Source organism: Pseudomonas pichavaramensis, from assembly GCF_050473265.1.
Classification (GTDB): domain Bacteria; phylum Pseudomonadota; class Gammaproteobacteria; order Pseudomonadales; family Pseudomonadaceae; genus Aquipseudomonas.
In genome coordinates, this window is record NZ_JBJKFJ010000004.1 from 326,186 (window position 1) to 349,125 (window position 22,940).

Here is a 22,940-nt window from a genome sequence, read left to right on the forward strand (position 1 = left end):
CGCGTCCTCTACTGGCTGGTGCGCACCATATCCACGTGCGGGATACCAGCGTCGAGATACTCGTCGCTGACAATCCTGAAGCCTAGCCTTTCATAGAATGGTGTGGCGTGCACCTGAGCCGTGAGCATTTGCTGACGCAGCCCGCGCTTTTCCGCTTCGGCAATTACCGCCTGCATCAGGGTTTCGCCAACTTTGAGGCCGCGCCAGTCCTTGAGCACCGACACGCGGCCGATATGGCCGTCGGGCAGCAGGCGTGCCGTACCCACTGCATAGTCACCTTCCTCGACGAGAAAGTGCACGGCATCGGCGTCCTCTGCATCCCATTCCAGTTCTGGTGGAACGGATTGCTCGGCGACGAACACGCTGTCGCGGATGCGCCGCAGTTCGGCATTGTCCTTGTGCCAGTCCGCGACGCGGACGCTGATGTCACTCATCGGCAAATCCCAGGCTGCCCTGTTTGACCAGTTCCCAGAGCAGGGTACGCCCTTCGTCATCGGCCAGCCAGGCGCCAAGGTTTTCGATATGCAACGCATCGGCGCTGCAGATCAGCTTCAACAGTTCGCGCAGGCGTACCGTGACCAGGCGGCTCTGGCCGCTGGCGAACAGCACTAGGTCTTCACCGACCTCTGACCAGGCCATGCGTGCGCTGGGGTTGCGGATGACGATGGCGCCATCTTCCAGGGCACCGAGGAAGTCTTCTTCCTCGATGTCTATACCGGCGACCAGTTCCGGGTACTTGGGCTCGGTCATGAACTGGCCGAACCAGGTCATCAGCAGGCGCTCGTCACTCATGTGCTCGTTGAGCAGGGCCTTGAGGCGCTCCAATGCGTCGCGCTGGATCTGATTAGGATCCTCGCTTGGCTGGATGTCCGCGTCGCTGTAGCGCTGCTCATCCGGCAGGAACTGGCCGAGGAAATCGGTGAAATGGGTCAGTACTTCGGCGGCGCTCGGCGCGCGGAAGCCCACGGAATAGGTCATGCAATCATCCTCGGCAATGCCGTTGTGGGCCAGGCACGGCGGCAGATAGAGCATATCGCCGGGCTCCAGTACCCACTCATCAGTTGGTTCGAATTCGGCCAGGATCTTCAGATCGGCGTGGGGTAGCAGCGGGCTGTCGGAATCGCACATCTGGCCAACTTGCCAGCGACGATGACCGTGAGCCTGCAGCAGAAAAACGTCGTAATTGTCGAAATGCGGACCAACACCGCCGCCCGGAGCGGCGAAGCTGATCATCAGGTCGTCGATGCGCCACTTGGGCAGGAACTTGAAGTCCTCCAGCAGTTCGGCCACTTCCGGCACGAATTGGTCGACCGCCTGTACCAGTAGGGTCCATTCGCGCTCGGGCAACGCCTGGAAGGTGTCTTCGTTGAACGGGCCGCGCTGCAGCTCCCAGGGACGCTCGCCATGCTCGATCACCAGGCGCGATTCGACTTCCTCTTCCAGTGCCAGGCCGGCCAGTTCGTCCGGGCTGATCGGGCTTTCGAAGTCCGCAACGGCCTGGCGTACCAGCAGGGGTTTCTTCTGCCAGTAGTCGCGCAGAAATTCACGGGCTGTGAGGCCGCCCAGCAATTGCAGCGGAGTATCAGGATTCATCGGTAAGCCCTTGAAATAGATAAAAACCTTTAAACAAAAACGCCCGGCTCAGCCGGGCGTCCTCGAGGCTGGTGTCGCTCAGATGCGTTTGGCCTGGGCCACGGCGTTACCGATGTAGCGCGCCGGGGTCAGTTGCTTGAGCTCTTCCTTGGCAGCGGTCGGCATGTCCAGGCCATCGATGAAGGCCAGCAGGGCCTCGGGACTGATGCCCTTGCCGCGGGTCAGCTCTTTGAGCTTCTCGTAGGGGTTCTCGATGGCGTAGCGACGCATCACGGTCTGGATCGGCTCGGCGAGCACTTCCCAGCAGGCATCCAGATCTTCAGCAATGCGCTGAGCATTGAGCTCCAACTTGCTGATTCCCTTGAGGCTTGCTTCGTAGGCGATGACGCTGTGGGCGAAACCGACGCCAAGGTTGCGCAGCACGGTGGAGTCGGTCAGGTCACGCTGCCAGCGCGAGATCGGCAGCTTGCTGGCCAGGTGCTGGAAGATCGCGTTGGCTATCCCTAAGTTGCCTTCGGAGTTCTCGAAGTCGATCGGGTTGACCTTGTGCGGCATGGTTGAGGAGCCGATTTCACCGGCCACGGTCTTCTGCTTGAAGTAACCGAGGGAGATGTAGCCCCACACGTCGCGGTCGAAGTCGATCAGGATGGTGTTGAAGCGGGCGATGGCGTCGAACAGCTCGGCAATGTAGTCGTGCGGTTCGATCTGCGTGGTGTAGGGGTTCCAGGTCAGACCCAGGTCACCTTCGATGAACTGGCGCGCGTTGGCTTCCCAGTCGATGCTCGGGTAGGCCGACAGGTGGGCGTTGTAGTTGCCCACGGCGCCGTTGATCTTGCCCAGCAGCGGCACGGCGGCGACCTGAGCGATCTGACGCTCCAGGCGGTAGACGACGTTGGCCAGTTCCTTGCCCAGGGTGGTCGGCGAGGCCGGCTGACCGTGGGTGCGCGACAGCATCGGCACGTCGGCGAACTTCACCGACAGTTCGCGAATGGCGCCGGCCAGCTGCTTCATCAGTGGCAGCAGCACGTCGTCGCGGCCTTCGCGCAGCATCAGTGCGTGGGATAGGTTGTTGATGTCCTCGCTGGTGCAGGCGAAGTGGATGAACTCGCTGACCTTGTCCAGTTCCGGCAGCTTGGCGGCCTGCTCCTTGAGCAGGTACTCCACGGCTTTGACGTCGTGGTTGGTGGTGCGCTCGATTTCCTTGACGCGCTCGGCGTGCTCGACGGCGAAGTTCTCCGCCAGTTCATTGAGCAGGGCGTTGGCTTCGGCGGAGAAGGGCGCCACTTCCGGGATGCTTTCGTGCGCGGCGAGGCGCTGTAACCAGCGTACTTCGACCAGTACGCGGCTACGGATCAGGCCGTATTCGCTGAAAATGGGGCGCAGAGCGCTGGTTTTGCCGGCGTAGCGGCCGTCGACGGGGGAAACCGCGGTGAGCGAGGAAAGCTGCATGTAGGCGTTCTCGGGCTGTCGGGCTGATCAAGTCGTCCGGATGCTGCGTTGCGTCGGGCTTGCTCGGGTAGAGCGGGCCTTGGCTCGTGCGCCAGGACGACCTCTAAAGAAAAGGGCGCATATCATACATGAAAACGAACGCTTGGCCGTCTATGCGCTGCGTCTGGCGACCGATAACAGACTGGCGGTGAAAATCAGCGCCGCGCCGAACAGCGACAGGCTGTCGGGTGTTTCGCCCCAGAGCAGCCAGGCGATAATGCCGGCGAAGACGATTGCGAGGTACGCGACGGGTCCGATCAGCCCGGGCGGCGCCAGGCCGTAGGCGCGCGACATGATGATCTGGCTGGCGGTGGCCAGCAGGCCGATCCCCAGTAGCCAGCTTAGTTGCAGGCCGACGAGCGGCTGCCAGCTCCAGCTCAGCGGGATCGCCGAGATCAGGGCGCTGAACAGGGAGAAGTAGAAAACGATGCGGGTGGCTGGCTCGGTATCGCTCATCTCGCGGATGGAGACGAAGGCGAACGCCGCCATCAGGCTGGCGGCAAGCCCGACCAGGGCCTGGGCATCGAGCAGCGCGGCGCTGGGCTTGGCCACCATCAGTACGCCGCACAGCCCGGCCAGCCCGGCCAGGCTGGTCAGCAGCATGCGTTTGGTCAGCGGCTCCTTGAGCCAGAAGTGTGCGATCAGTGGGGTGAACACCGGTGCCGAATAGGTGAACAGCATGGCGTCGGCCAGCGGCAGGTGAGCGATGGCGTAGAAGAAGCAGTACATCGCCGCCAGGCCGTAGCTGGTGCGCCACAGGTGGGATTTCAGGCGAGTGGTGCGCAACGGCCGGATACCGCGCATGAGTATCAGCGGCAGGAAGAACAGTACGCCGACCAGGTTGCGAAAGAACACTACCGACTCGTTGTTGACGCTACTGGATATCTGCCGGATGCCAACGCCCATGAGGGCGAAGAGCAGTGCGGAGAGGGCCAGCAGTAGGGCACCTTGCAGAGGTTTGACACTACGGCTGGCTGCAGTCACGGCTAGTTACGCATCAATTCGTAGAGTTCTTTGAGCAGCTTGCCGCGGCTGAATACCAGCTGCCAGCGGTGCCCTCCCAGCTGCCGCCACAGGCGCGCCGAGCGGATGCCGGCCAACAGCAGGGCGCGGATCTTCGCCGCGTTGTTCGGTTGCTGCAGAAAGCGCATGTCGCCATGCACTTGGATGCGCTGGCGGAAGGTGCTGATGGTGTCCTGGTACAGGCCGCCGCAGGCGGCGATGACATTGTCGTGGACCAGACCGAAATGTTCGACCTGCTGCTGAATCTGATCCAGGCGGCTGCCCATGATCTGCAGCATGTCATCACGCTTGTCGAGTTGCCGCTCCAGGCCGATAAGGGCCAGCGAGTAGCGCAGCGGCTCGCGTTGCAGAGCGGATGGGTTGCGCTCCAGCGAGCTGATCAGGGCGCGATAGCCGTCACGCAGGTTGAGGTCGTCGCCGCCATACACGTCCAGCGTGCCTTTCGGGTCGCGCACCAGCAGGCTGCCGAGCATGCAGCTCATCGAGGCTTCGCTGACCTGGCCAGTGCGGGCGATCTTGTCCGCCAGCACGGCCGCTTCGAATACGGCGCCGAGCGCGACCAGTTGCTCCTGAAGCGGGGTCATCGGGCGTCCTCGTACCAGGCTTCTGCGGTTTCGATCACGCCACCGCCGAGGCACACCTCGCCGTCGTAGAACACCACGGACTGGCCAGGGGTAACAGCGCGCTGCGGTTCGTCGAACACGGCGCGATAGCCGCTGGCGGTCTGTTCCAGGGTGCAGCTCTGGTCGCTCTGGCGATAGCGCACCTTGGCGGTCAGTCGGCGCGGGCTGCTCAGATCCAACGGGTTGACCCAGTAGATGTCCGAGGTGAGCAGGGCTCGGGAGAACAGCCAGGGATGCTCGTTGCCTTGGCCGACGATCAGTACGTTGCGCGTCAGGTCCTTGCGCAATACATACCAGGGATCATCGCTGGCGTCCTTGAGGCCGCCGATGCCCAGACCCTGGCGCTGGCCGATAGTGTGGTACATCAAGCCGTGGTGGCGGCCAATGACCTGGCCGTCGATGGTCTCGATGTCGCCCGGCTGCGCCGGCAGGTATTGCTTGAGAAAGTCGCTGAAGCGACGCTCGCCAATGAAGCAGATACCGGTGGAATCCTTCTTCTTCGCCGTGGCCAGCTCGTACTTCTCGGCAATGGCGCGTACCTGCGGCTTTTCCAGTTCGCCGACCGGGAACAGGGTCTTGGCGATCTGCTCGCCGCCGACAGCGTGGAGGAAGTAGCTCTGGTCCTTGTTCGGGTCCAGCCCCTTGAGTAGTTCGGTGCGGCCGTCGATGTCGCGGCGACGAACATAGTGGCCGGTGGCGATCAGGTCGGCGCCCAGGCTCAGGGCGTAGTCGAGGAAGGCTTTGAACTTGATCTCGCGGTTGCACAGGATGTCCGGGTTTGGCGTGCGCCCGGCCTTGTATTCGGCGAGGAAGTGCTCGAACACGTTGTCCCAGTACTCGGCGGCGAAATTGGCAGTGTGCAGCTTGATGCCAATGCGATCGCATACGGCCTGGGCGTCGGCCAGGTCATCCATGGCGGTGCAATATTCGGTGCCGTCGTCTTCGTCCCAGTTCTTCATGAACAGGCCTTCGACCTGATAGCCCTGTTCCATCAGTAGCAGGGCGGAAACGGACGAATCGACACCGCCGGACATGCCGACGATCACGCGTTGGGTGCTAGGTGCTTGCATGGGAGTCTGCGAGTGAAGCCTGAAAAACTGCCGAGTCTACCAGAAAGCCTACTCCCGTAGCCCGGATGAAATCCGCGACGATCGAGGCGGGTGTCCTTGTGCCTAGGGTGTGCCGTGTGCACCGAGCAAGCACGCGCTGTTTCGTGGTGCGCGCAGCGCACCCTACGCGAAGGCGTGCGCTGACGATCAATCGCGTACCAGCTCCAGCGGCCCGCTGATGCCGGCCAGGTAATCATCGACGCAGCGCAGAACCAGCTCGCTGCGCCAGCGCTCGGGCTGGGCGGCCAGCTCGTCGCGGGTCAGCCAGGTGATGCCGCTGATATCGCTATCCAGGGCGCGTTCGGGGTCATGGCGCAGTGGGCGGGCGATAAAGCATACGCGCTGGTAGGTGACGCCGTTACTCGGCGCGACATATAGATAGATGCCCAGCAGGCCAGTCAGCTCGACTTCCCAGGCGGTTTCTTCGAGGGTTTCGCGGAGTGCGGCCTGGCGCAGCGATTCGTTGGCTTCCAGGTGGCCGGCAGGCTGGTTGAGCACCATTTTTCCGGCCTTCAGTTCCTCGACGAACAAAAAACGGCCCTGATCTTCGATCACCGTGGCCACGGTGATGTGCGGTTGCCATTGCATCGGTGGGGTCCTTTTGTCGGGGATGAAAAAAAGAACCCCGGCATTGGCCGGGGTTCTTGTCAGCGTTGCCTTATCAGGCGTTCAGCGCGGCCAGGGCAGCGTTGAAGGTGGCGCTGGGGCGCATGACCTTGCTGGTCAGCTCCGGGTTGGAGCGGTAGTAGCCGCCGATTTCGGCCGGCTTGCCCTGTACGGCAGCCAGTTCGGCAACGATGGTCGCTTCCTGCTCGGTGAGCTGCTTGGCCAGCGGTGCGAAGTGGGCTTTCAGTGCGGCGTCTTCGTCCTGAGCGGCCAGAGCCTGGGCCCAGTACAGGGCCAGGTAGAAGTGGCTGCCACGGTTGTCGATTTCGCCGACCTTGCGCGCCGGGGACTTGTTGTTGTCCAGCAGTTTGCCGGTGGCTTGGTCCAGGGTCTTGCCCAGAACCTTGGCCTTGGCGTTGCTGGTCTTGATGCCGGTTTCTTCCAGGGAGACGGCCAGGGCCAGGAACTCGCCGAGCGAATCCCAGCGCAGGTAGTTCTCTTCGACCAACTGTTGAACGTGCTTCGGAGCCGAGCCGCCGGCGCCGGTTTCGTACATGCCGCCGCCAGCCATCAGCGGGACAATGGACAGCATCTTGGCCGAGGTGCCCAGTTCCATGATCGGGAACAGGTCGGTCAGGTAGTCACGCAGTACGTTGCCGGTCACCGAGATGGTGTCCTGGCCGCGGATCATGCGCTCCATGGAAACGCGGATGGCTTCGTTGTAGCCCATCATGCGGATATCCAGACCAGTCAGGTCGTGATCCTTCAGGTACAGCTCGACCTTCTTCTGCAGTTCGCGATCGTGAGCGCGCTCCGGGTCCAGCCAGAAAATCGCCGGGGTGTCGGATTGGCGGGCGCGGGTAACGGCCAGCTTGACCCAGTCGCGGATCGGCGCGTCCTTGGTCTGGCAGGCGCGCCAGATGTCGCCGGCTTCCACTTCGTGTTGCATCAGCACGGTGCCGTCGGCCGCGACCACGCGCATGGTGCCATCGGCAGTCATTTCGAAGGTCTTGTCGTGAGAGCCGTATTCCTCGGCTTTCTGCGCCATCAGGCCAACGTTCGGCACGGTGCCCATGGTGGTTGGGTCGAATGCGCCGTTGGTTTTGCAGAAGTTGATCATCTCCTGGTAGATGCGCGCGTAGGTGCTCTCCGGCATGACCGCTTTGGTGTCTTTCTGCTTGCCGTCCTTGCCCCACATCTGACCGGAGTTACGGATCATCGCCGGCATCGAGGCGTCAACGATGACGTCGCTCGGGATATGCAGGTTGGTGATGCCCTTGACCGAGTCGACCATGGCCATTTCCGGGCGATGGCTGTAGACCTCGTGGATGTCGTGGAGGATTTCTTCCTGCTGCGAGGCCGGCAGGGTCTTGATCTTGTCATAGACGCTGCTGATGCCGTTGTTCGGGTTGACGCCCAGTTCCTTGAACAGGTCGCCGTACTTGTCGAACACGTCCTTGTAGTAAACGCTGACGGCGTGACCGAAGACGATCGGGTGGGAGACCTTCATCATGGTCGCCTTGACGTGCAGGGACCACATGACGCCGGTGTCCTTGCAGTCCTGCAGGGTCTTCTCGAAGAAGGCACGCAGTTTGTTGCAGCTCATGAACATGCTGTCGAAGACTTCGCCTTCCTGCAGGGCGAGTTGTTTCTTGACCTCGACCTTGCCGTCTTTGCCGACGAATTCGATGCGTACGTCACCGGCCTTGGCCATGGTGATCGACTGTTCGCTGGAGAAGAAGTCACCGCCGCGCATGTAGTCGGCGTGGGACTGCGAAGCCATGCTCCACTTGCCCATGCTGTGCGGATGCTTGCGCGCGTAAGCCTTTACGGCGGCCGGGGCGCGGCGGTCGGAGTTGCCTTCACGCAGAACCGGGTTTACGGCCGAGCCGAGAACCTTGGCGTAACGCGAGCGGACTTCTTTGTCCTCGTCGCTCTGCGGATCTTCCGGGAAGTTCGGGATGTTGAAGCCCTGAGCCTGCAGTTCGGTGATAGCGGCCTTGAGCTGCGGTACCGAGGCACTGATGTTCGGCAGTTTGATGATGTTGGCATCGGCCTGCAGAGTCAGTTCAGCCAGTTTGGCCAGGTCGTCATCGATGCGCTTGTCGGCGTCCAGGCGGTCGGCAAAGCTTGCCAGGATCCGTCCAGCAAGAGAGATGTCGCGGGTTTCAACGGAGATGTCAGCCGAGGCGGCAAAGGCTTCTACAATGGGCAGAAGCGAATAGGTAGCGAGGGCCGGAGCTTCGTCGGTGAAGGTGTAGATGATCTTCGAAGGGGTGGACATTTAGGGTTAACTCTCTTCTTTGCTGAGCGCGCATAGAAACTCGACCTGCGCGGGTAGGCGCTTGAGCCCCATGATGGTGAGGCTGGGCCGAGGACTCGCCGCGGTGATGTTGGATGCACCCGTAGAGTGTCGAGCATTTCGAACCGATAGGCAGTGTGGCCGTCTACCGATTGCAAGAGGCTGCTGTCTGGTTCCAGTCAGGTCGCCCCTTATGACTCGTTAGTCACCTAAGCAGTATACCACTGCGGCACCGCGCCGCAGAATGCCCTGTTGAATAAGACCTTCGCACATATGTCTCGCCAAGCGCTTTGCGCTACTCTCGGGAATGCACACTGTCTAACCACAAGATGGAGTCCAGCATGGGATACCAAAAGATCCAGGTGCCAGCCAGCGGTGACAAAATCACCGTCAACGCCGATATGTCACTGAATGTACCGAACAACCCCATCATTCCGTTTATCGAGGGTGATGGCATTGGCGTCGATATTTCTCCGGTGATGATCAAGGTCGTCGACGCCGCAGTAGAAAAAGCCTACGGCGGCACCCGCAAGATCTCCTGGATGGAAGTTTATGCCGGCGAGAAAGCCACCCAGGTTTACGATCAGGACACCTGGCTGCCGAAAGAAACCCTTGAGGCCGTGCGTGATTATGTGGTCTCGATCAAGGGGCCGCTGACCACACCAGTAGGTGGTGGTATTCGTTCGCTCAACGTGGCTCTGCGCCAGGAGCTCGACCTTTATGTCTGTCTGCGCCCGGTGCGCTGGTTCGAAGGTGTACCCAGCCCGGTGAAGAAGCCGGGAGACGTGGACATGGTGATCTTCCGCGAGAACTCCGAAGACATCTATGCCGGCGTCGAGTGGAAGGCTGGCAGTCCCGAGGCGGAAAAGGTCATCAAGTTCCTCACCGAGGAGATGGGCGTCAAGAAGATCCGTTTCACCGACATGTGCGGGATCGGCATCAAACCGGTGTCCGAGGCGGGCACCAAGCGCCTGGTGCGCAAGGCTCTGCAATACGCGGTGGACAATGATCGCGGCTCGGTGACCTTGGTGCACAAGGGCAACATCATGAAGTTCACCGAGGGTGCCTTCAAGGAATGGGGCTACGAGATTGCCCGTGAGGAGTTCGGTGCTGAGCTGCTCGATGGTGGCCCATGGATGCAGTTCAAGAACCCGCGTACCGGCAAGAACATCGTGGTCAAGGACGTGATCGCCGACGCCATGCTGCAGCAGATCTTGTTGCGCCCAGCCGAGTATGACGTGATCGCCACGCTCAACCTCAATGGGGACTACCTGTCCGACGCCCTGGCGGCAGAAGTGGGTGGTATCGGCATCGCGCCGGGCGCCAACCTGTCGGACTCGGTCGCCATGTTCGAGGCCACGCATGGCACGGCGCCCAAGTACGCAGGCCAGGACAAGGTCAATCCGGGGTCGGTCATTCTCTCTGCCGAGATGATGCTGCGCCACATGGGTTGGGCCGAGGCGGCTGATCTGATCATCAAGGGCACCAATGGCGCCATTGCAGCCAAGACCGTGACCTATGACTTCGAGCGCCTGATGGAGGGCGCGAAACTGATGTCATGCTCCGAGTTCGGCGATGCGATGATCAGTCATATGTAGTTGAAAGATCTCACGCCCAGGTGAAAAAAAGGCCGGTCACATGACCGGCCTTTTCGTGGCGATTTGCCAGGATGCTCAGACTTCGACAGTGCTTGCGACGGCCTGCGTCTGGGGAGTGGACACTGGTGCGTCCTGGTTGGCGGTAGCCGCGCTGATGTTGACGGCATGCAGTCCTTTAGGGCCTTGCACGATCTCGAAGCGGACCGGCTGGCCGGCCTTGAGCGTTTTATAACCTTCCATCTGGATGGCCGAGTAATGGGCGAACAGGTCCTCATCTCGGCCGTCGGCCAGGATGAATCCGTAGCCTTTGGCGTTGTTGAACCACTTGACCTTACCGCTGAGCATGCTGATATCCCTCTGCAAAGGACTCCATCTCTGGAGTATCATCCACTTCGATTCCGCGCGATAACCGACCAGGCTGGGCGAAAGCGTGGAACCCCTGATACCCGTTAACGGGTATTCTTTGGTTGTAACACCCTTTTGCCGATAGTCAAGGCTATACGGCGGATGGCTGAGAACTTAGTCAAACTCCCCCTAGCATCCCTGTTCGTCCAGCCTTGAACCTCTGAATTCAGCATGCATGCAAGTAGCCAGATTCGACTAACATTCAATCAGGATCACCCGGCAGAGCATGAGGATGTCTCCTCTGGTATCGCTGTCGAGGAATCCAAGCCAGCACTGCAGGCACCACCGATGTACAAGGTGGTCCTATTCAATGACGACTACACACCTATGGATTTCGTCGTCGAAGTACTTGAAACCTTTTTCAGCATGAATCGGGAGCTGGCAACCAAGATCATGCTGGCCGTCCATACAGAAGGACGTGCGGTATGTGGGGTTTACACCCGCGACATTGCGGAGACCAAGGCAATGCAGGTCAACCAATATGCGCGGGAGAGCCAGCATCCGCTACTCTGTGAAATAGAGAAGGACGGTTAACGCCGGCCACTTGGGTATGAGGTGAAGCTATGTTGAATCGAGAGCTCGAAGTCACCCTCAATCTGGCTTTCAAGGAGGCCCGTGCCAAGCGTCATGAGTTCATGACGGTCGAGCACCTGCTACTGGCCTTGCTGGATAATGAGGCAGCGGCCAGTGTTTTGAGGGCCTGCGGGGCCAGCCTCGACAAGCTGCGCCATGATCTGCAGGAATTCATCGATTCCACCACGCCGTTGATTCCCCAGCATGACGAGGATCGTGAGACCCAGCCGACCCTGGGCTTCCAGCGTGTCCTGCAGCGTGCAGTGTTCCACGTGCAGAGCTCCGGCAAGCGCGAAGTGACCGGCGCCAATGTGCTGGTGGCGATTTTCAGCGAGCAGGAAAGCCAGGCCGTGTTCCTGCTCAAGCAGCAGAGCGTGGCGCGGATCGACGTGGTCAACTATATCGCCCATGGCATCTCCAAGGTGCCAGGGCATGGTGATCACCACGAAAGCGATCAGGACATGCAGGATGAGGAGGGAGGTGATTCCGCCACCTCCGGTAATCCGCTCGATGCCTATGCCAGCAATCTCAATGAGCTCGCGCGTCAAGGGCGGATCGATCCGCTTGTTGGTCGCGAGCATGAGGTCGAGCGCGTAGCGCAGATCCTCGCGCGTCGTCGCAAGAACAACCCGTTGCTGGTCGGTGAGGCGGGCGTCGGCAAGACCGCTATCGCCGAAGGTCTGGCCAAGCGCATTGTCGATGAGCAGGTGCCTGACCTGCTGGCCGACAGCGTGGTCTATTCGCTGGATCTCGGCGCATTGCTGGCCGGAACCAAATACCGCGGCGATTTCGAAAAACGCTTCAAGTCGCTGCTCAATGAACTGCGCAAGCGCCCACACGCGATCCTGTTCATCGATGAAATCCACACCATCATCGGCGCCGGTGCGGCGTCCGGCGGGGTGATGGATGCCTCCAACCTGCTCAAGCCGTTGTTGTCCTCCGGCGAGATTCGCTGCATCGGCTCGACGACATTCCAGGAGTTCCGTGGCATCTTCGAGAAGGACCGCGCGCTGGCGCGTCGCTTCCAGAAAGTCGACGTGGTCGAGCCTTCGGTGGATGACACCTACGGCATCCTCAAGGGGCTCAAGGCTCGTTTCGAACAGCATCACCACATCGAATACAGCGATGAGGCGCTGCGTGCCGCGGCTGAGCTGGCTGCGCGCTATATCAATGACCGTCACATGCCGGACAAGGCCATCGATGTGATCGATGAAGCGGGCGCCTATCAGCGCTTGCAGCCGGAAGACAAGCGTGTAGCGCGTATCGAAGTGGCGCAGGTCGAGGATATCGTCGCCAAAATCGCACGGATTCCGCCAAAGCATGTCTCCAGTTCCGACAAGGAGCTGCTGCGCAACCTGGAGCGCGACCTCAAGCTCACCGTGTTCGGCCAGGATGCCGCGATCGACTCGCTGTCTACCGCGATCAAGCTGTCCCGGGCTGGGCTCAAGGCGCCGGACAAACCTGTCGGTTCCTTCCTGTTCGCCGGTCCTACCGGGGTGGGCAAGACCGAGGCCGCGCGGCAGCTGGCCAAGGCGATGGGAATCGAGCTGGTACGCTTCGATATGTCCGAGTACATGGAGCGGCATACCGTGTCGCGCCTGATTGGTGCGCCGCCCGGCTATGTCGGTTTCGACCAGGGCGGCCTGCTGACTGAGGCCATCACCAAGCAGCCGCATTGCGTGCTGTTGCTTGATGAGATCGAGAAGGCGCATCCGGAGGTCTTCAACCTGCTGCTGCAGGTGATGGATCACGGCACCCTGACCGACAACAACGGGCGCAAGGCTGACTTCCGCAACGTGATTCTGATCATGACCACCAATGCCGGTGCAGAAACCGCATCGCGTGCGTCGATCGGCTTCACTCAGCAGGATCACTCCACCGATGCCATGGAAGTGATCAAGAAGAGCTTCACCCCGGAGTTCCGCAATCGCCTGGATACCATTATCCAGTTCGGTCGCCTCAGTCACGAAGTCATCAAGAGCATCGTCGACAAGTTCCTTACCGAACTGCAGGCGCAGCTGGAAGACAAGCGTGTCACGTTGGAAGTCAGCGACGCTGCGCGCAGCTGGCTGGCCGAGCGTGGTTACGACGTGATGATGGGGGCAAGGCCGATGGCGCGCCTGATCCAGGACAAGATCAAGCGTCCGCTGGCGGAAGAGATTCTGTTTGGCGAGTTGGCTGAGCACGGCGGCGTGGTGCACATCGACATTGCGGATGGCGAGCCAAGCTTCGAGTTCGAGACGGCGGCGGAGGTCGCCTGATCTGGATGGGCTGGCTGCGGCAAGGATGCCCGTAGCCGGTTGCGCTACATATGCAAACGAAAACGCCCGGCGATTGCCGGGCGTTTTCGTTTGGTGCTTGGCTTAACGGGCGCGGTAGGTAATGCGGCCCTTGCTCAAGTCATAAGGCGTCAGCTCAACGCGCACCTTGTCACCAGTGAGAATGCGGATGTAGTTCTTGCGCATCTTGCCGGAGATGTGCGCGGTAACGACGTGCCCGTTTTCCAACTCCACGCGGAACATGGTGTTGGGCAGGGTGTCGACGACAGTGCCTTCCATTTCGAAGCTGTCTTCTTTCGACATGCAGTAAAGCCCTCGGTATCCAGGAAATGGCCCGGCGCGACTGGCCCCAGGCAAAAGCGGCGTGCATTGTGCCCGAAAACAGGGGGCTGCGCCAAGTGGCTTGGTTTTTTGCCCTGGTTTTAAAGAGATGGACGGTGTCAGGTTAGCTGCGTCCAGCGCTGATTGATGAACAGCTCGATCGGACGGTATTGGGTCTTGTAGTTCATCTTGCGGCAGTTCTTGATCCAGTAGCCCAGATACACCGCCTCCAGGCCAAGGCGTGCTGTTTCCCCTACCTGCCAGAGGATGGCGAATCGCCCCAAGCTGCGACGCTCTTCGCTCGGATCATAGAAGGTGTAAACCGCTGAAAGACCGTTTGGCAGAACATCAGTGACGGCAATGGCCACCAACCTGCCGCGCAGGCGAAATTCATAGAAGCGAGAGAATGGCAGGTCACGAACGAGAAAGGTCGAGAACTGATCACGACTAGGCGGATACATATCGCCATCGGCATGACGCTGCTCGATGTAGCGTACATAGAGCGCGTAATACTCTTCGGTGAATGCAGGGCGTACCGAACGAACGCTGATGTCGTCATTGCGCTTGAGAATCCGCCGCTGTTGGCGGTTCGGGGTGAAGAGCGCAGCGGGAATGCGTGCAGGGATGCAGGCCGTGCATTGCTGACAGTGGGGGCGGTAGAGATGGTCGCCGCTACGGCGAAAACCCATCTCCGACAGTTCGGCATAGACGAGCACATCCATGGGCTGGCTGGGGTCGAGGAACAGGGTGGTGGCCTGCTCTTCCGGCAGATAGCTGCATGGATGTGGCTGAGTGGCATAGAACTTCAGGCGGGCCAGCTCGGTCATGGCGGTATCTCGGTAAAACCTGACTATGAGTGTATGTCAGGGTTGGCCACTCGACTAGGCGAGCCAGTTGGCAGTGCTGGGCTGGTCGAGATGGCGGGCGAGATAGTCGGCGAAGGAACTGCGGGGGATGGCCCTGGCGCCAAAGCTGTGCAGGTGCTGGGTGGGCATCTGGCAGTCGATGAGGATGAAGCCCCATTCATGCAGTTTGCCGACCAGCGTGGCGAAGCCGACTTTCGAGGCATTGTCGGCGCGACTGAACATGGATTCGCCGAAGAACAGCTGACCCATGGCCAGGCCATAGAGGCCGCCGACCAACTGGTCATTAAGCCAGACTTCGACCGAGTGGGCGATGCCGCGTTGATGCAGTTGCAGGTAGGCATCCTGCATGTCCTGAGTGATCCAGGTGCCGTCGGCGTAAGCGCGTGGTTCGGCGCAGGCATGTATGACGGCTGCAAAGTTCTGGTCGAATGTGACTCGATAGCGCTGCTGGCGCAGCAGTTTGGCAAGGCTGCGTGATACATGCAGCTCGTCAGGGAAGAGTACGGTGCGTGGGTCGGGCGACCACCAGAGAATCGGCTGGCTGTCGTCGAACCAGGGGAAGCAACCGTGGCGATAGGCGCTGATCAGGCGTTCGGCGCTGAGGTCGCCACCAGCAGCCAGTAGGCCGTTGGGTTCGCGCATGGCCTTTGCCAGCGGCGGGAACTGCAGGGAGTCACGTTGCAGCCAGGTCAGCATGCGTGTCCGTCCAGCGGGGCAGGGGAGGGCGAGTAGCGAGCTCGCCCTGACTGCCGGTCAGTTGCTGTCGAGGAACTTCTCGACGTCCAGTGCGGCCATGCAGCCAGCGCCGGCCGAAGTGATGGCCTGGCGGTAGACGTGGTCCGCGACATCGCCGGCGGCGAATACGCCTTCGATGCTAGTGGCCGTGGCGTTGCCTTCGCTGCCGCCTTTGATCTTCAGGTAGCCGTCATGCATGTCAAGTTGGCCGACGAACAGCTCGGTGTTGGGTTTGTGACCGATGGCGATGAACACGCCGGCCAGGTCCAGTTCCTTGGTGCTGCCGTCTGCGGTGCTCTTCAGGCGTACACCGGTCACGCCGGTCTGGTCGCCCAGCACTTCGTCCAGGGTGTGGTTCCAGTGCAGGCGCATGTTGCCGTTCTCGACCTTGTCGAACAGCTTGTCTTGCAGAATCTTCTCTGAGCGCAGCTTGTCGCGGCGGTGCACCAGGTGCACTTCCTTGGCGATGTTGGACAGGTACAGTGCCTCTTCAACAGCGGTATTGCCGCCGCCGATTACCGCGACCACCTGGTTGCGATAGAAGAAGCCGTCGCAGGTGGCGCAGGCGGAGACGCCCTTGCCAGAAAAGGCTTCTTCCGAAGGCAGACCGAGGTACTGGGCGCTGGCGCCGGTGGCGATGATCAGTGCGTCGCAGCTATAGGTGCCGCTGTCGCCCTTGAGCACGAAGGGGCGACTCTGCAACTCTGCGGTGTGGATATGGTCGTAGAGGATCTCGGTGTCGAAGCGTTCCGCGTGCTTTTGCATGCGTTCCATCAGCGCCGGGCCAGTGAGGCCTTCGACGTCACCCGGCCAGTTGTCCACTTCGGTGGTGGTGGTGAGCTGACCACCAGGCTGGATGCCGGTAATGACCACGGGTTTGAGGTTGGCGCGTGCGGCGTAAACAGCGGCGCTATAACCGGCAGGGCCGGAACCCAGGATGATCAGGCGTGAATGCTTGACTTCGCTCATAAAAAAACCCCATAAGCCTTTGTCACAAAAGAGAATGCGTGCTCCAATTGAGCCGCATGGAAGCTGCTGGCGGCTATGCTACACCGAAGCAGGGCAAGTGCGGGAGCTTGGCAATTGGCCTGCGCGCCAGCCTGGCCCTACAATAGCGCGCTTGTGCGATCAACCATCAGATGGACGCGCCCAGTGCGCAGGAAATGGCTGTTTTGAAGAATTCTCCCACCCAGACTATCGATTGGCGTCAGAAGCTTCAGTATCGACTGAAGGAAGGCGCGTTGATCGCCCTGGGCGCTATGTGCCTGTATCTGCTGATGGCATTGTTGACCTACAACGCCGCCGATCCGGCCTGGGACAACAGTGTGCAGGTCGAGCGCATCATCAATGCCGGCGGCAGCATCGGCGCATGGCTCTCCAGTGCACTGTTCGGTGCTCTAGGTTATTTCGCCTACATCTTCCCGCTTTTGCTGGGAGCCAAGACCTGGCAGGTGTTTCGTACCCGTAATCAGCCCTGGCACTGGAACGGCTGGCTGTTTTCCTGGCACAGCATCGGTCTGGTATTCCTGATTCTCTCCGGCGCGGCTCTGGGCGACATTCATTTCGCCGCGGCTGCCGGTATGCAGGGTTCCGGTGGCGGCATGCTCGGCGCCAGCCTCGGTGATCTGGCCGTGCATGCGTTGAACGTGCAGGGCAGCACGCTGATCTTCCTGGCCCTGTTCCTGTTTGGCCTGACCGTCTTTACCGATCTGTCCTGGTTCCGGGTAATGGACCTGACGGGCAAGATCACCCTCGATCTGATCGAACTGATCCACGGTGCCATCACGGGCTGGTGGAATGCCCGCAGCGAACGCAAGCAGATGGTCGCGCAGCTGCGCGAGTTCGATGACCGCGTCACCGAGGTGGCAGCGCCTGTGGTTGCGGATCGTCGCGAACAGGCCAAGGTCAAGGAGCGTCTGCTCGAACGCGAGGAATCGTTGAGCAAGCACATGAGCGAGCGCGACAAGCGCCCTGCACCAGTAATCACGCCGCCTGCGCCGCCCAAGGCTGCTGAACCGAGCAAGCGCGTTCTCAAGGAAAAGCAGGCGCCGTTGTTCGTCGATACGGCCATTGAAGGCAGTCTGCCGCCCATTTCCATCCTCGATGTGGCCGAGAAGAAGCAGAAGCAGTATTCCCCCGAGTCGCTCGAGGCCATGTCGCGGCTGCTGGAAATCAAACTCAAGGAGTTTGGCGTCGAGGTCGTGGTCGAGTCCGTACATCCGGGGCCGGTCATTACCCGCTTTGAGATTCAGCCTGCTGCCGGCGTCAAGGTCAGCCGTATTTCCAACCTGGCCAAGGATCTGGCCCGCTCGATGGCCATGGTCAGTGTGCGCGTGGTCGAGGTGATTCCCGGCAAGACCACCGTGGGCATCGAGATTCCCAACGAAGACCGGCAGATCGTGCGCTTCTCCGAAGTGCTGTCGTCGAGCGAGTATGACGATGCCAAGTCGCCGGTGACCCTGGCGCTGGGCCACGATATCGGTGGCCGTCCGGTGATCGCCGACCTGGCCAAGATGCCGCACCTGCTGGTGGCCGGTACCACCGGTTCCGGTAAGTCGGTGGGGGTCAACGCGATGATCCTGTCGATCTTGTTCAAGTCCACGCCGGAAGAGGCGCGGATGATCATGATCGACCCGAAGATGCTCGAACTGTCGATCTACGAAGGCATTCCGCACCTGCTGTGCCCGGTGGTGACCGACATGAAGGAAGCCGCCAACTCGCTGCGTTGGTCGGTCGCCGAGATGGAACGCCGTTACAAGCTGATGGCGGCCATGGGCGTGCGCAACCTGGCCGGCTTCAATCGCAAGGTCAAGGACGCCATCGAGGCGGGCACACCGCTGACCGACCCGCTGTTCCGTCGCGAGAACATGGACGACGAGGCGCCGCTGCTCAAGCCGCTGCCGACCATCGTGGTGGTGGTCGACGAATTCGCCGACATGATGATGATCGTCGGCAAGAAGGTCGAAGAGCTGATCGCGCGTATCGCGCAGAAGGCGCGTGCGGCGGGGATTCACCTGATCCTGGCGACTCAGCGGCCGTCGGTGGACGTGATCACCGGTCTGATCAAGGCCAACATCCCGACGCGTATGGCGTTCCAGGTCTCGAGCAAGATCGACTCACGCACGATTCTCGACCAGGGTGGCGCCGAGCAGTTGCTGGGCCATGGTGACATGCTCTATCTGCCACCGGGCACCGGCTTGCCGATTCGCGTGCATGGCGCCTTCGTTTCCGATGACGAAGTGCATCGAGTGGTCGAGGCCTGGAAACAGCGCGGATCGCCGGACTATATCGAAGACATTCTCGCCGGAGTCGAAGAGGGTGGTGGCAGCTTCGAAGGCGGTGGCGGCGAAGGCAGTGAGGGCAGCGAGGAAGATCCGCTATACGATGAGGCCGTCAATTTCGTCCTGGAGAGTCGTCGCGCGTCCATCTCTGCCGTTCAGCGCAAGTTGAAAATTGGATACAACCGCGCCGCGCGGATGATCGAGGCGATGGAAATGGCAGGGGTGGTCAGCTCGATGAACACCAATGGTTCGCGCGAAGTCCTGGCGCCGGGCCCGTCTCGCGACTGACTTCGCGCGATCGCGGATAAAACGTCCTAATCGCGGTCTACAGAATCACGGCCACTCAAGCGTGGCTGGGCAATGCGAGGTGCGGACTCATCTCGCCATCCTCACACGGAATCAAGGGGTTTCTATGCGTTTTATTCGCCTGCTGACGCTGGCTGTTCTGAGCTTTACCCTGCTGACCGCCCACGCAGACGAAGAGGCAGCCACCAAGCGCCTGACCGAGCTGCTCAACCAGGCGCAGACCATCAGTGCGCGCTTCTCTCAGCTGACCCTGGATGCCAGTGGCACCCAGCTGCAGGAAACTGCCGGGCAGTTGGTGCTGAAGCGCCCAGGACTGTTTCGCTGGCACACCGACGAGCCGATGGAGCAACTGCTGGTCTCCAATGGCGAGAAGGTCTGGTTGTACGACCCGGACCTGGAACAGGTGACTATCCAGACGCTTGATCAGCGCCTGACCCACACCCCGGCTCTGCTGCTGTCCGGTGATGTATCGCAAATTCGCGATAACTTCGAGATCGACTACAAGGAAGGCGGCAATGTGGTCGACTTCATTCTCAAGCCCAAGGCCAAGGACAGCCTGTTCGATAGCCTGCGCCTGTCGTTCCGCAATCGTGTGCTGAATGACATGCAACTGATCGACAGCATTGGCCAGCGCACCAACATTCTGTTCCTCAATGTGAAGATGAACGAGCCCGTCGACGATGGCCAGTTCAGTTTCGACATTCCCGAAGGCGCGGACGTTATCCAGGAGTAAGTGGTGGATCTGTTTGCTCGCCAACCTGTCGCGCAGCCTCTGGCTGCGCGTTTGCGTGCTACCAGCCTGGATGAGTACGTTGGCCAGGAGCATGTGCTGGGGGCCGGCAAACCACTGCGTGAGGCGCTAGAGCAGGGCGCTCTGCATTCGATGATCTTCTGGGGACCGCCAGGCGTGGGCAAGACCACGCTGGCGCGCTTGCTGGCCAAGGTCAGCGATGCGCATTTCGAGACCATTTCGGCGGTGCTGTCCGGGGTCAAGGAGATTCGCCAGGCGGTCGAGGTGGCGCAGCAGCATGCCGCCCAGTACGGTCGCCGTACCATCCTCTTCGTCGATGAGGTGCACCGTTTCAACAAGAGCCAGCAGGACGCCTTTCTGCCCTACGTGGAAGACGGCACGCTGATCTTCATCGGTGCCACCACCGAGAACCCCTCGTTCGAGCTGAACAACGCGCTGCTGTCGCGCGCCCGTGTCTATGTGCTCAAGAGCCTCGACGAAGCGGCCATGCGCAAGCTGGTCACACGCGCGCTGACTGATCCGAAAGGCCTCGGCGAACGCCATCTGCGCCTGCCTGAGGAAAGCTTCGCGATGCTCATGGCCGCCGCCGATGGTGATGGTCGGCGCCTGCTCAACTTTCTGGAAAATGCCGCTGACCTGGCCGAAGACGGCGGCGAGATCGCCGTCGAGTCGCTGCACAACCTGCTGGGCGATACCCGCCGGCGTTTCGACAAGGGCGGCGAGGCCTTCTACGACCAGATCAGTGCGCTGCACAAGTCCGTCCGTGGCTCCAACCCCGACGGTGCACTGTATTGGCTGGCGCGGATGCTAGACGGCGGTTGCGACCCGTCCTACATCTGCCGGCGTATCGTCGCCATGGCCAGCGAGGACATCGGCAATGCCGATCCGCGCGCGCTGCCGTTGTGTCTGGCAGCCTGGGATGCGGTCAAGCGTCTGGGCAGTCCCGAGGGTGATCTGGCGCTGGCGCAGGCGGTGACCTATCTGGCTTGTGCGGCCAAGAGCAATGCCGTGTACCTGGGCATTGCTGCCGCCAAGCGCGATGTCGCCGAGTTCGGTTCGTTGGATGTGCCACTGCATCTGCGCAATGCGCCAACCAAGCTGATGCAGCAACTCGGTTATGGCGAGGAATATCGCTACGCCCATGATGAGCCCAACGCCTACGCCGCCGGCGAGGTGTACTTTCCCGATGAGATGGAACCGCGCGAGTACTACCAGCCTGTGCCGCGAGGCCTGGAGTCGAAGATTCGCGAGAAGCTCAAGCATCTGCGCAGCCTGGATGCCAGCAGTACCCGGCAGAGGAGAAAGAGATGATTCGTGTGGCGCTTGCCGTGGCAGCGGGGGGGGCGGTCGGTTCGCTGATGCGCTTTCTGGTCGCCAGCTGGGTTGCGGGTAACTGGCCGAGGCATTTCTATCTGGCTACCTTCGCGGTGAACGTGCTCGGATGCCTGCTTATCGGGCTGCTTTCCGGGCTTTTTCTCACCCGTACTGATTTACCACTGGAGCTGCGCACCGGTCTGATTACCGGCGTGCTGGGCGGCTTCACCACGTTTTCCTCCTTCAGCCTGGAGATCATGAAGCTGATGGAAGGCGGGCGCGCGACCGAAGCACTCGGCTATCTGGCCTTCAGCATACTTGGCGGTCTGTTGGCGGCCTGGGCCGGCCTGAGTCTGGCCCGATTGGCATCCTGACCCGCTAAGGCTTTACACTCCACCACCCGCGCCAGTTTGCTGGCGATCCACCTTTTCGATGATGTATTGAGACCCGAACATGCTCGACTCCAAACTCGTCCGCACGCAACTCACCGAAATCGCCGAGCGCCTCGCCACCCGTGGCTTCGCTCTTGACGTCGCCCGCTTCGAGGCCCTGGAGAGTCAGCGCAAGTCGGTGCAGGTGCGCACCGAACAACTGCAGGCCGAGCGTAACAGTCGTTCCAAGTCCATCGGCCAGGCCAAGGCGCGCGGCGAAGACATCGCGCCGCTGCTGGCGGAAGTGGACCAGATGGGCAGCGACCTGGAAGCCGGCAAGCGTGAGCTGGACGCGATCCAGGGCGAGCTGGACAACCTGCTGCTGAACATCCCCAACCTGCCGCACGAGTCCGTGCCGGTCGGCGCCGATGAAGATGAAAACGTCGAAGTCGCTCGTTGGGGTACGCCGCGCAGCTTCGATTTCGAGATCAAGGATCACGTTGCTCTGGGTGAACAACACGGCTGGCTGGACTTCGAAACCGCCGCCAAGCTCTCCGGCGCGCGTTTTGCTCTGCTGCGCGGCCCGATTGCCCGTCTGCATCGTGCCCTGGCGCAGTTCATGATCAACCTGCACACCGGCGAGCACGGCTACGAAGAGGCCTACACCCCTTATCTGGTGCAGGCTCCGGCGTTGCAGGGTACTGGCCAGTTGCCCAAGTTCGAGGAAGATCTGTTCAAGGTCCGCCGTGAGGATCAGGCTGATCTGTACCTGATCCCGACTGCCGAAGTGTCGCTGACCAACATCGTTGCCGGTGAAATTCTCGATGCCAAGCAACTGCCGCTGAAGTTCGTCGCCCACACACCCTGCTTCCGCAGCGAAGCGGGGGCTTCCGGTCGCGATACGCGCGGCATGATCCGCCAGCACCAGTTCGACAAGGTCGAGATGGTGCAGGTGGTGGAGCCTTCGACCTCCTTCGAGGCGCTGGAAGGTATGACCGCCAACGCCGAGCGCGTGCTGCAGCTGCTTGAGCTGCCATACCGCAAGCTGGCCTTGTGCACCGGCGATATGGGGTTCTCGGCCGTTAAGACCTACGACCTGGAAGTCTGGGTGCCGAGCCAGGACAAGTACCGCGAGATTTCTTCCTGCTCCAACTGCGGTGACTTCCAGGCGCGCCGCATGCAGGCGCGCTACCGCAACCCGGAAACCGGCAAGCCCGAGCTGCTGCACACGCTCAATGGTTCCGGCCTGGCGGTTGGTCGTACCCTGGTGGCGGTGCTGGAGAACTACCAGCAGGCCGACGGCAGCATCCGCGTGCCTGAGGTACTGAAGCCATACATGGGTGGTATCGAAGTAATCGGCTGAGCGGGTCACTTCGATGTAAAGAGCGGGGCGGCC

At 61.0% G+C, this 22,940-nt stretch carries 21 protein-coding genes; 8 read left to right on the forward strand and 13 right to left on the reverse strand.

Going from position 1 to position 22,940, the window contains the following annotated elements; genetic code table 11:
• Positions 1-8: 8 nt before the first annotated feature.
• The 8 genes from ACJRW5_RS09195 to ACJRW5_RS09230 form a co-directional block, all read right to left on the reverse strand.
• Positions 9-434 carry a GNAT family N-acetyltransferase gene (locus ACJRW5_RS09195; protein WP_484570212.1) on the reverse strand — a complete coding sequence of 142 codons (426 nt, stop codon included), beginning with the start codon at positions 432-434 and terminating at the stop codon, positions 9-11.
• Complete coding sequence (locus ACJRW5_RS09200) at positions 427-1,593, reverse strand: ribosomal protein uL16 3-hydroxylase (protein WP_484570213.1); 1,167 nt, start codon at positions 1,591-1,593, stop codon at positions 427-429. Before ACJRW5_RS09200 ends, ACJRW5_RS09195 begins: the two co-directional genes overlap by 8 nt.
• A gap of 78 nt (positions 1,594-1,671) precedes the next feature.
• Positions 1,672-3,042 carry an adenylosuccinate lyase gene (gene purB, locus ACJRW5_RS09205; protein ID WP_484570214.1) on the reverse strand — a complete coding sequence of 457 codons (1,371 nt, stop codon included), beginning with the start codon at positions 3,040-3,042 and terminating at the stop codon, positions 1,672-1,674.
• 150 nt (positions 3,043-3,192) lie between these two features.
• Complete coding sequence (locus tag ACJRW5_RS09210) at positions 3,193-4,065, reverse strand: DMT family transporter (protein ID WP_484570215.1); 873 nt, start codon at positions 4,063-4,065, stop codon at positions 3,193-3,195.
• A gap of 2 nt (positions 4,066-4,067) precedes the next feature.
• The gene (gene hflD, locus ACJRW5_RS09215; RefSeq protein WP_484570216.1) at positions 4,068-4,688 is read right to left on the reverse strand and encodes a high frequency lysogenization protein HflD; all 621 of its coding nucleotides are present in this window, start codon (positions 4,686-4,688) and stop codon (positions 4,068-4,070) included.
• Positions 4,685-5,797 carry a tRNA 2-thiouridine(34) synthase MnmA gene (gene mnmA, locus ACJRW5_RS09220; protein WP_484570217.1) on the reverse strand — a complete coding sequence of 371 codons (1,113 nt, stop codon included), beginning with the start codon at positions 5,795-5,797 and terminating at the stop codon, positions 4,685-4,687. The genes hflD and mnmA overlap by 4 nt, the downstream gene beginning before the upstream one ends.
• Before the next feature lie 186 nt (positions 5,798-5,983).
• Entirely contained in the window at positions 5,984-6,424 is a 441-nt protein-coding gene (locus ACJRW5_RS09225) for an NUDIX hydrolase (protein ID WP_484570218.1), read from the reverse strand.
• Positions 6,425-6,497: 73 nt separating this feature from the next.
• The gene (locus tag ACJRW5_RS09230) at positions 6,498-8,726 is read right to left on the reverse strand and encodes an NADP-dependent isocitrate dehydrogenase (RefSeq protein WP_484570219.1); all 2,229 of its coding nucleotides are present in this window, start codon (positions 8,724-8,726) and stop codon (positions 6,498-6,500) included.
• A gap of 359 nt (positions 8,727-9,085) precedes the next feature.
• Between ACJRW5_RS09230 and icd the strand changes: the two genes are divergently transcribed.
• Positions 9,086-10,342 (forward strand): NADP-dependent isocitrate dehydrogenase, encoded by a 1,257-nt coding sequence (gene icd / locus ACJRW5_RS09235; RefSeq protein WP_484570220.1) that lies wholly within the window; start codon positions 9,086-9,088, stop codon positions 10,340-10,342.
• Between the two features lie 75 nt (positions 10,343-10,417).
• On the opposite strand, the gene cspD is transcribed toward icd, so the two are convergent.
• Positions 10,418-10,687: a cold shock domain-containing protein CspD gene (gene cspD, locus ACJRW5_RS09240; RefSeq protein ID WP_484570221.1), complete on the reverse strand. Its 270-nt coding sequence runs from the start codon at positions 10,685-10,687 to the stop codon at positions 10,418-10,420.
• 231 nt (positions 10,688-10,918) lie between these two features.
• Here cspD and clpS point away from each other — a divergent pair, with 231 nt between their 5' ends.
• Together clpS and clpA are read left to right on the forward strand one after the other, a co-directional pair.
• On the forward strand, positions 10,919-11,281 hold the full coding sequence (clpS, locus tag ACJRW5_RS09245) for an ATP-dependent Clp protease adapter ClpS (protein ID WP_484570222.1): 363 nt from the start codon (positions 10,919-10,921) through the stop codon (positions 11,279-11,281).
• A gap of 29 nt (positions 11,282-11,310) precedes the next feature.
• Positions 11,311-13,581, forward strand: a complete 2,271-nt coding sequence (gene clpA, locus ACJRW5_RS09250) for an ATP-dependent Clp protease ATP-binding subunit ClpA (RefSeq protein WP_484570223.1) — start codon at positions 11,311-11,313, stop codon at positions 13,579-13,581.
• Between the two features lie 102 nt (positions 13,582-13,683).
• Here the strand turns inward: clpA and infA are convergent, their stop codons facing one another.
• The 4 genes from infA to trxB form a co-directional block, all read right to left on the reverse strand.
• Entirely contained in the window at positions 13,684-13,902 is a 219-nt protein-coding gene (infA, locus tag ACJRW5_RS09255) for a translation initiation factor IF-1 (protein WP_002553999.1), read from the reverse strand.
• A 137-nt stretch (positions 13,903-14,039) separates the two neighbouring features.
• Positions 14,040-14,747, reverse strand: coding sequence for an arginyltransferase (locus tag ACJRW5_RS09260; protein WP_484570224.1), 708 nt, complete (start codon positions 14,745-14,747; stop codon positions 14,040-14,042).
• Positions 14,748-14,801: 54 nt separating this feature from the next.
• Entirely contained in the window at positions 14,802-15,482 is a 681-nt protein-coding gene (gene aat, locus ACJRW5_RS09265) for a leucyl/phenylalanyl-tRNA--protein transferase (RefSeq protein WP_484570225.1), read from the reverse strand.
• Between the two features lie 57 nt (positions 15,483-15,539).
• On the reverse strand, positions 15,540-16,490 hold the full coding sequence (gene trxB, locus ACJRW5_RS09270) for a thioredoxin-disulfide reductase (protein WP_484570226.1): 951 nt from the start codon (positions 16,488-16,490) through the stop codon (positions 15,540-15,542).
• 194 nt (positions 16,491-16,684) lie between these two features.
• Here trxB and ftsK point away from each other — a divergent pair, with 194 nt between their 5' ends.
• The 5 genes from ftsK (at position 16,685) to serS (ending at position 22,907) form a co-directional block, all read left to right on the forward strand.
• A complete protein-coding gene (ftsK, locus tag ACJRW5_RS09275; protein ID WP_484570227.1) occupies positions 16,685-19,090 on the forward strand; it encodes a DNA translocase FtsK in 2,406 nt (801 codons plus the stop codon).
• A 124-nt stretch (positions 19,091-19,214) separates the two neighbouring features.
• Entirely contained in the window at positions 19,215-19,841 is a 627-nt protein-coding gene (gene lolA, locus ACJRW5_RS09280; protein WP_484570228.1) for an outer membrane lipoprotein periplasmic chaperone LolA, read from the forward strand.
• A gap of 3 nt (positions 19,842-19,844) precedes the next feature.
• The gene (locus ACJRW5_RS09285) at positions 19,845-21,170 is read left to right on the forward strand and encodes a replication-associated recombination protein A (protein ID WP_484570229.1); all 1,326 of its coding nucleotides are present in this window, start codon (positions 19,845-19,847) and stop codon (positions 21,168-21,170) included.
• On the forward strand, positions 21,167-21,547 hold the full coding sequence (crcB, locus tag ACJRW5_RS09290) for a fluoride efflux transporter CrcB (RefSeq protein ID WP_484570230.1): 381 nt from the start codon (positions 21,167-21,169) through the stop codon (positions 21,545-21,547). The genes ACJRW5_RS09285 and crcB overlap by 4 nt, the downstream gene beginning before the upstream one ends.
• A 79-nt stretch (positions 21,548-21,626) precedes the next feature.
• Positions 21,627-22,907, forward strand: a complete 1,281-nt coding sequence (serS, locus tag ACJRW5_RS09295; protein ID WP_484570231.1) for a serine--tRNA ligase — start codon at positions 21,627-21,629, stop codon at positions 22,905-22,907.
• Positions 22,908-22,940 lie beyond the last annotated feature (33 nt).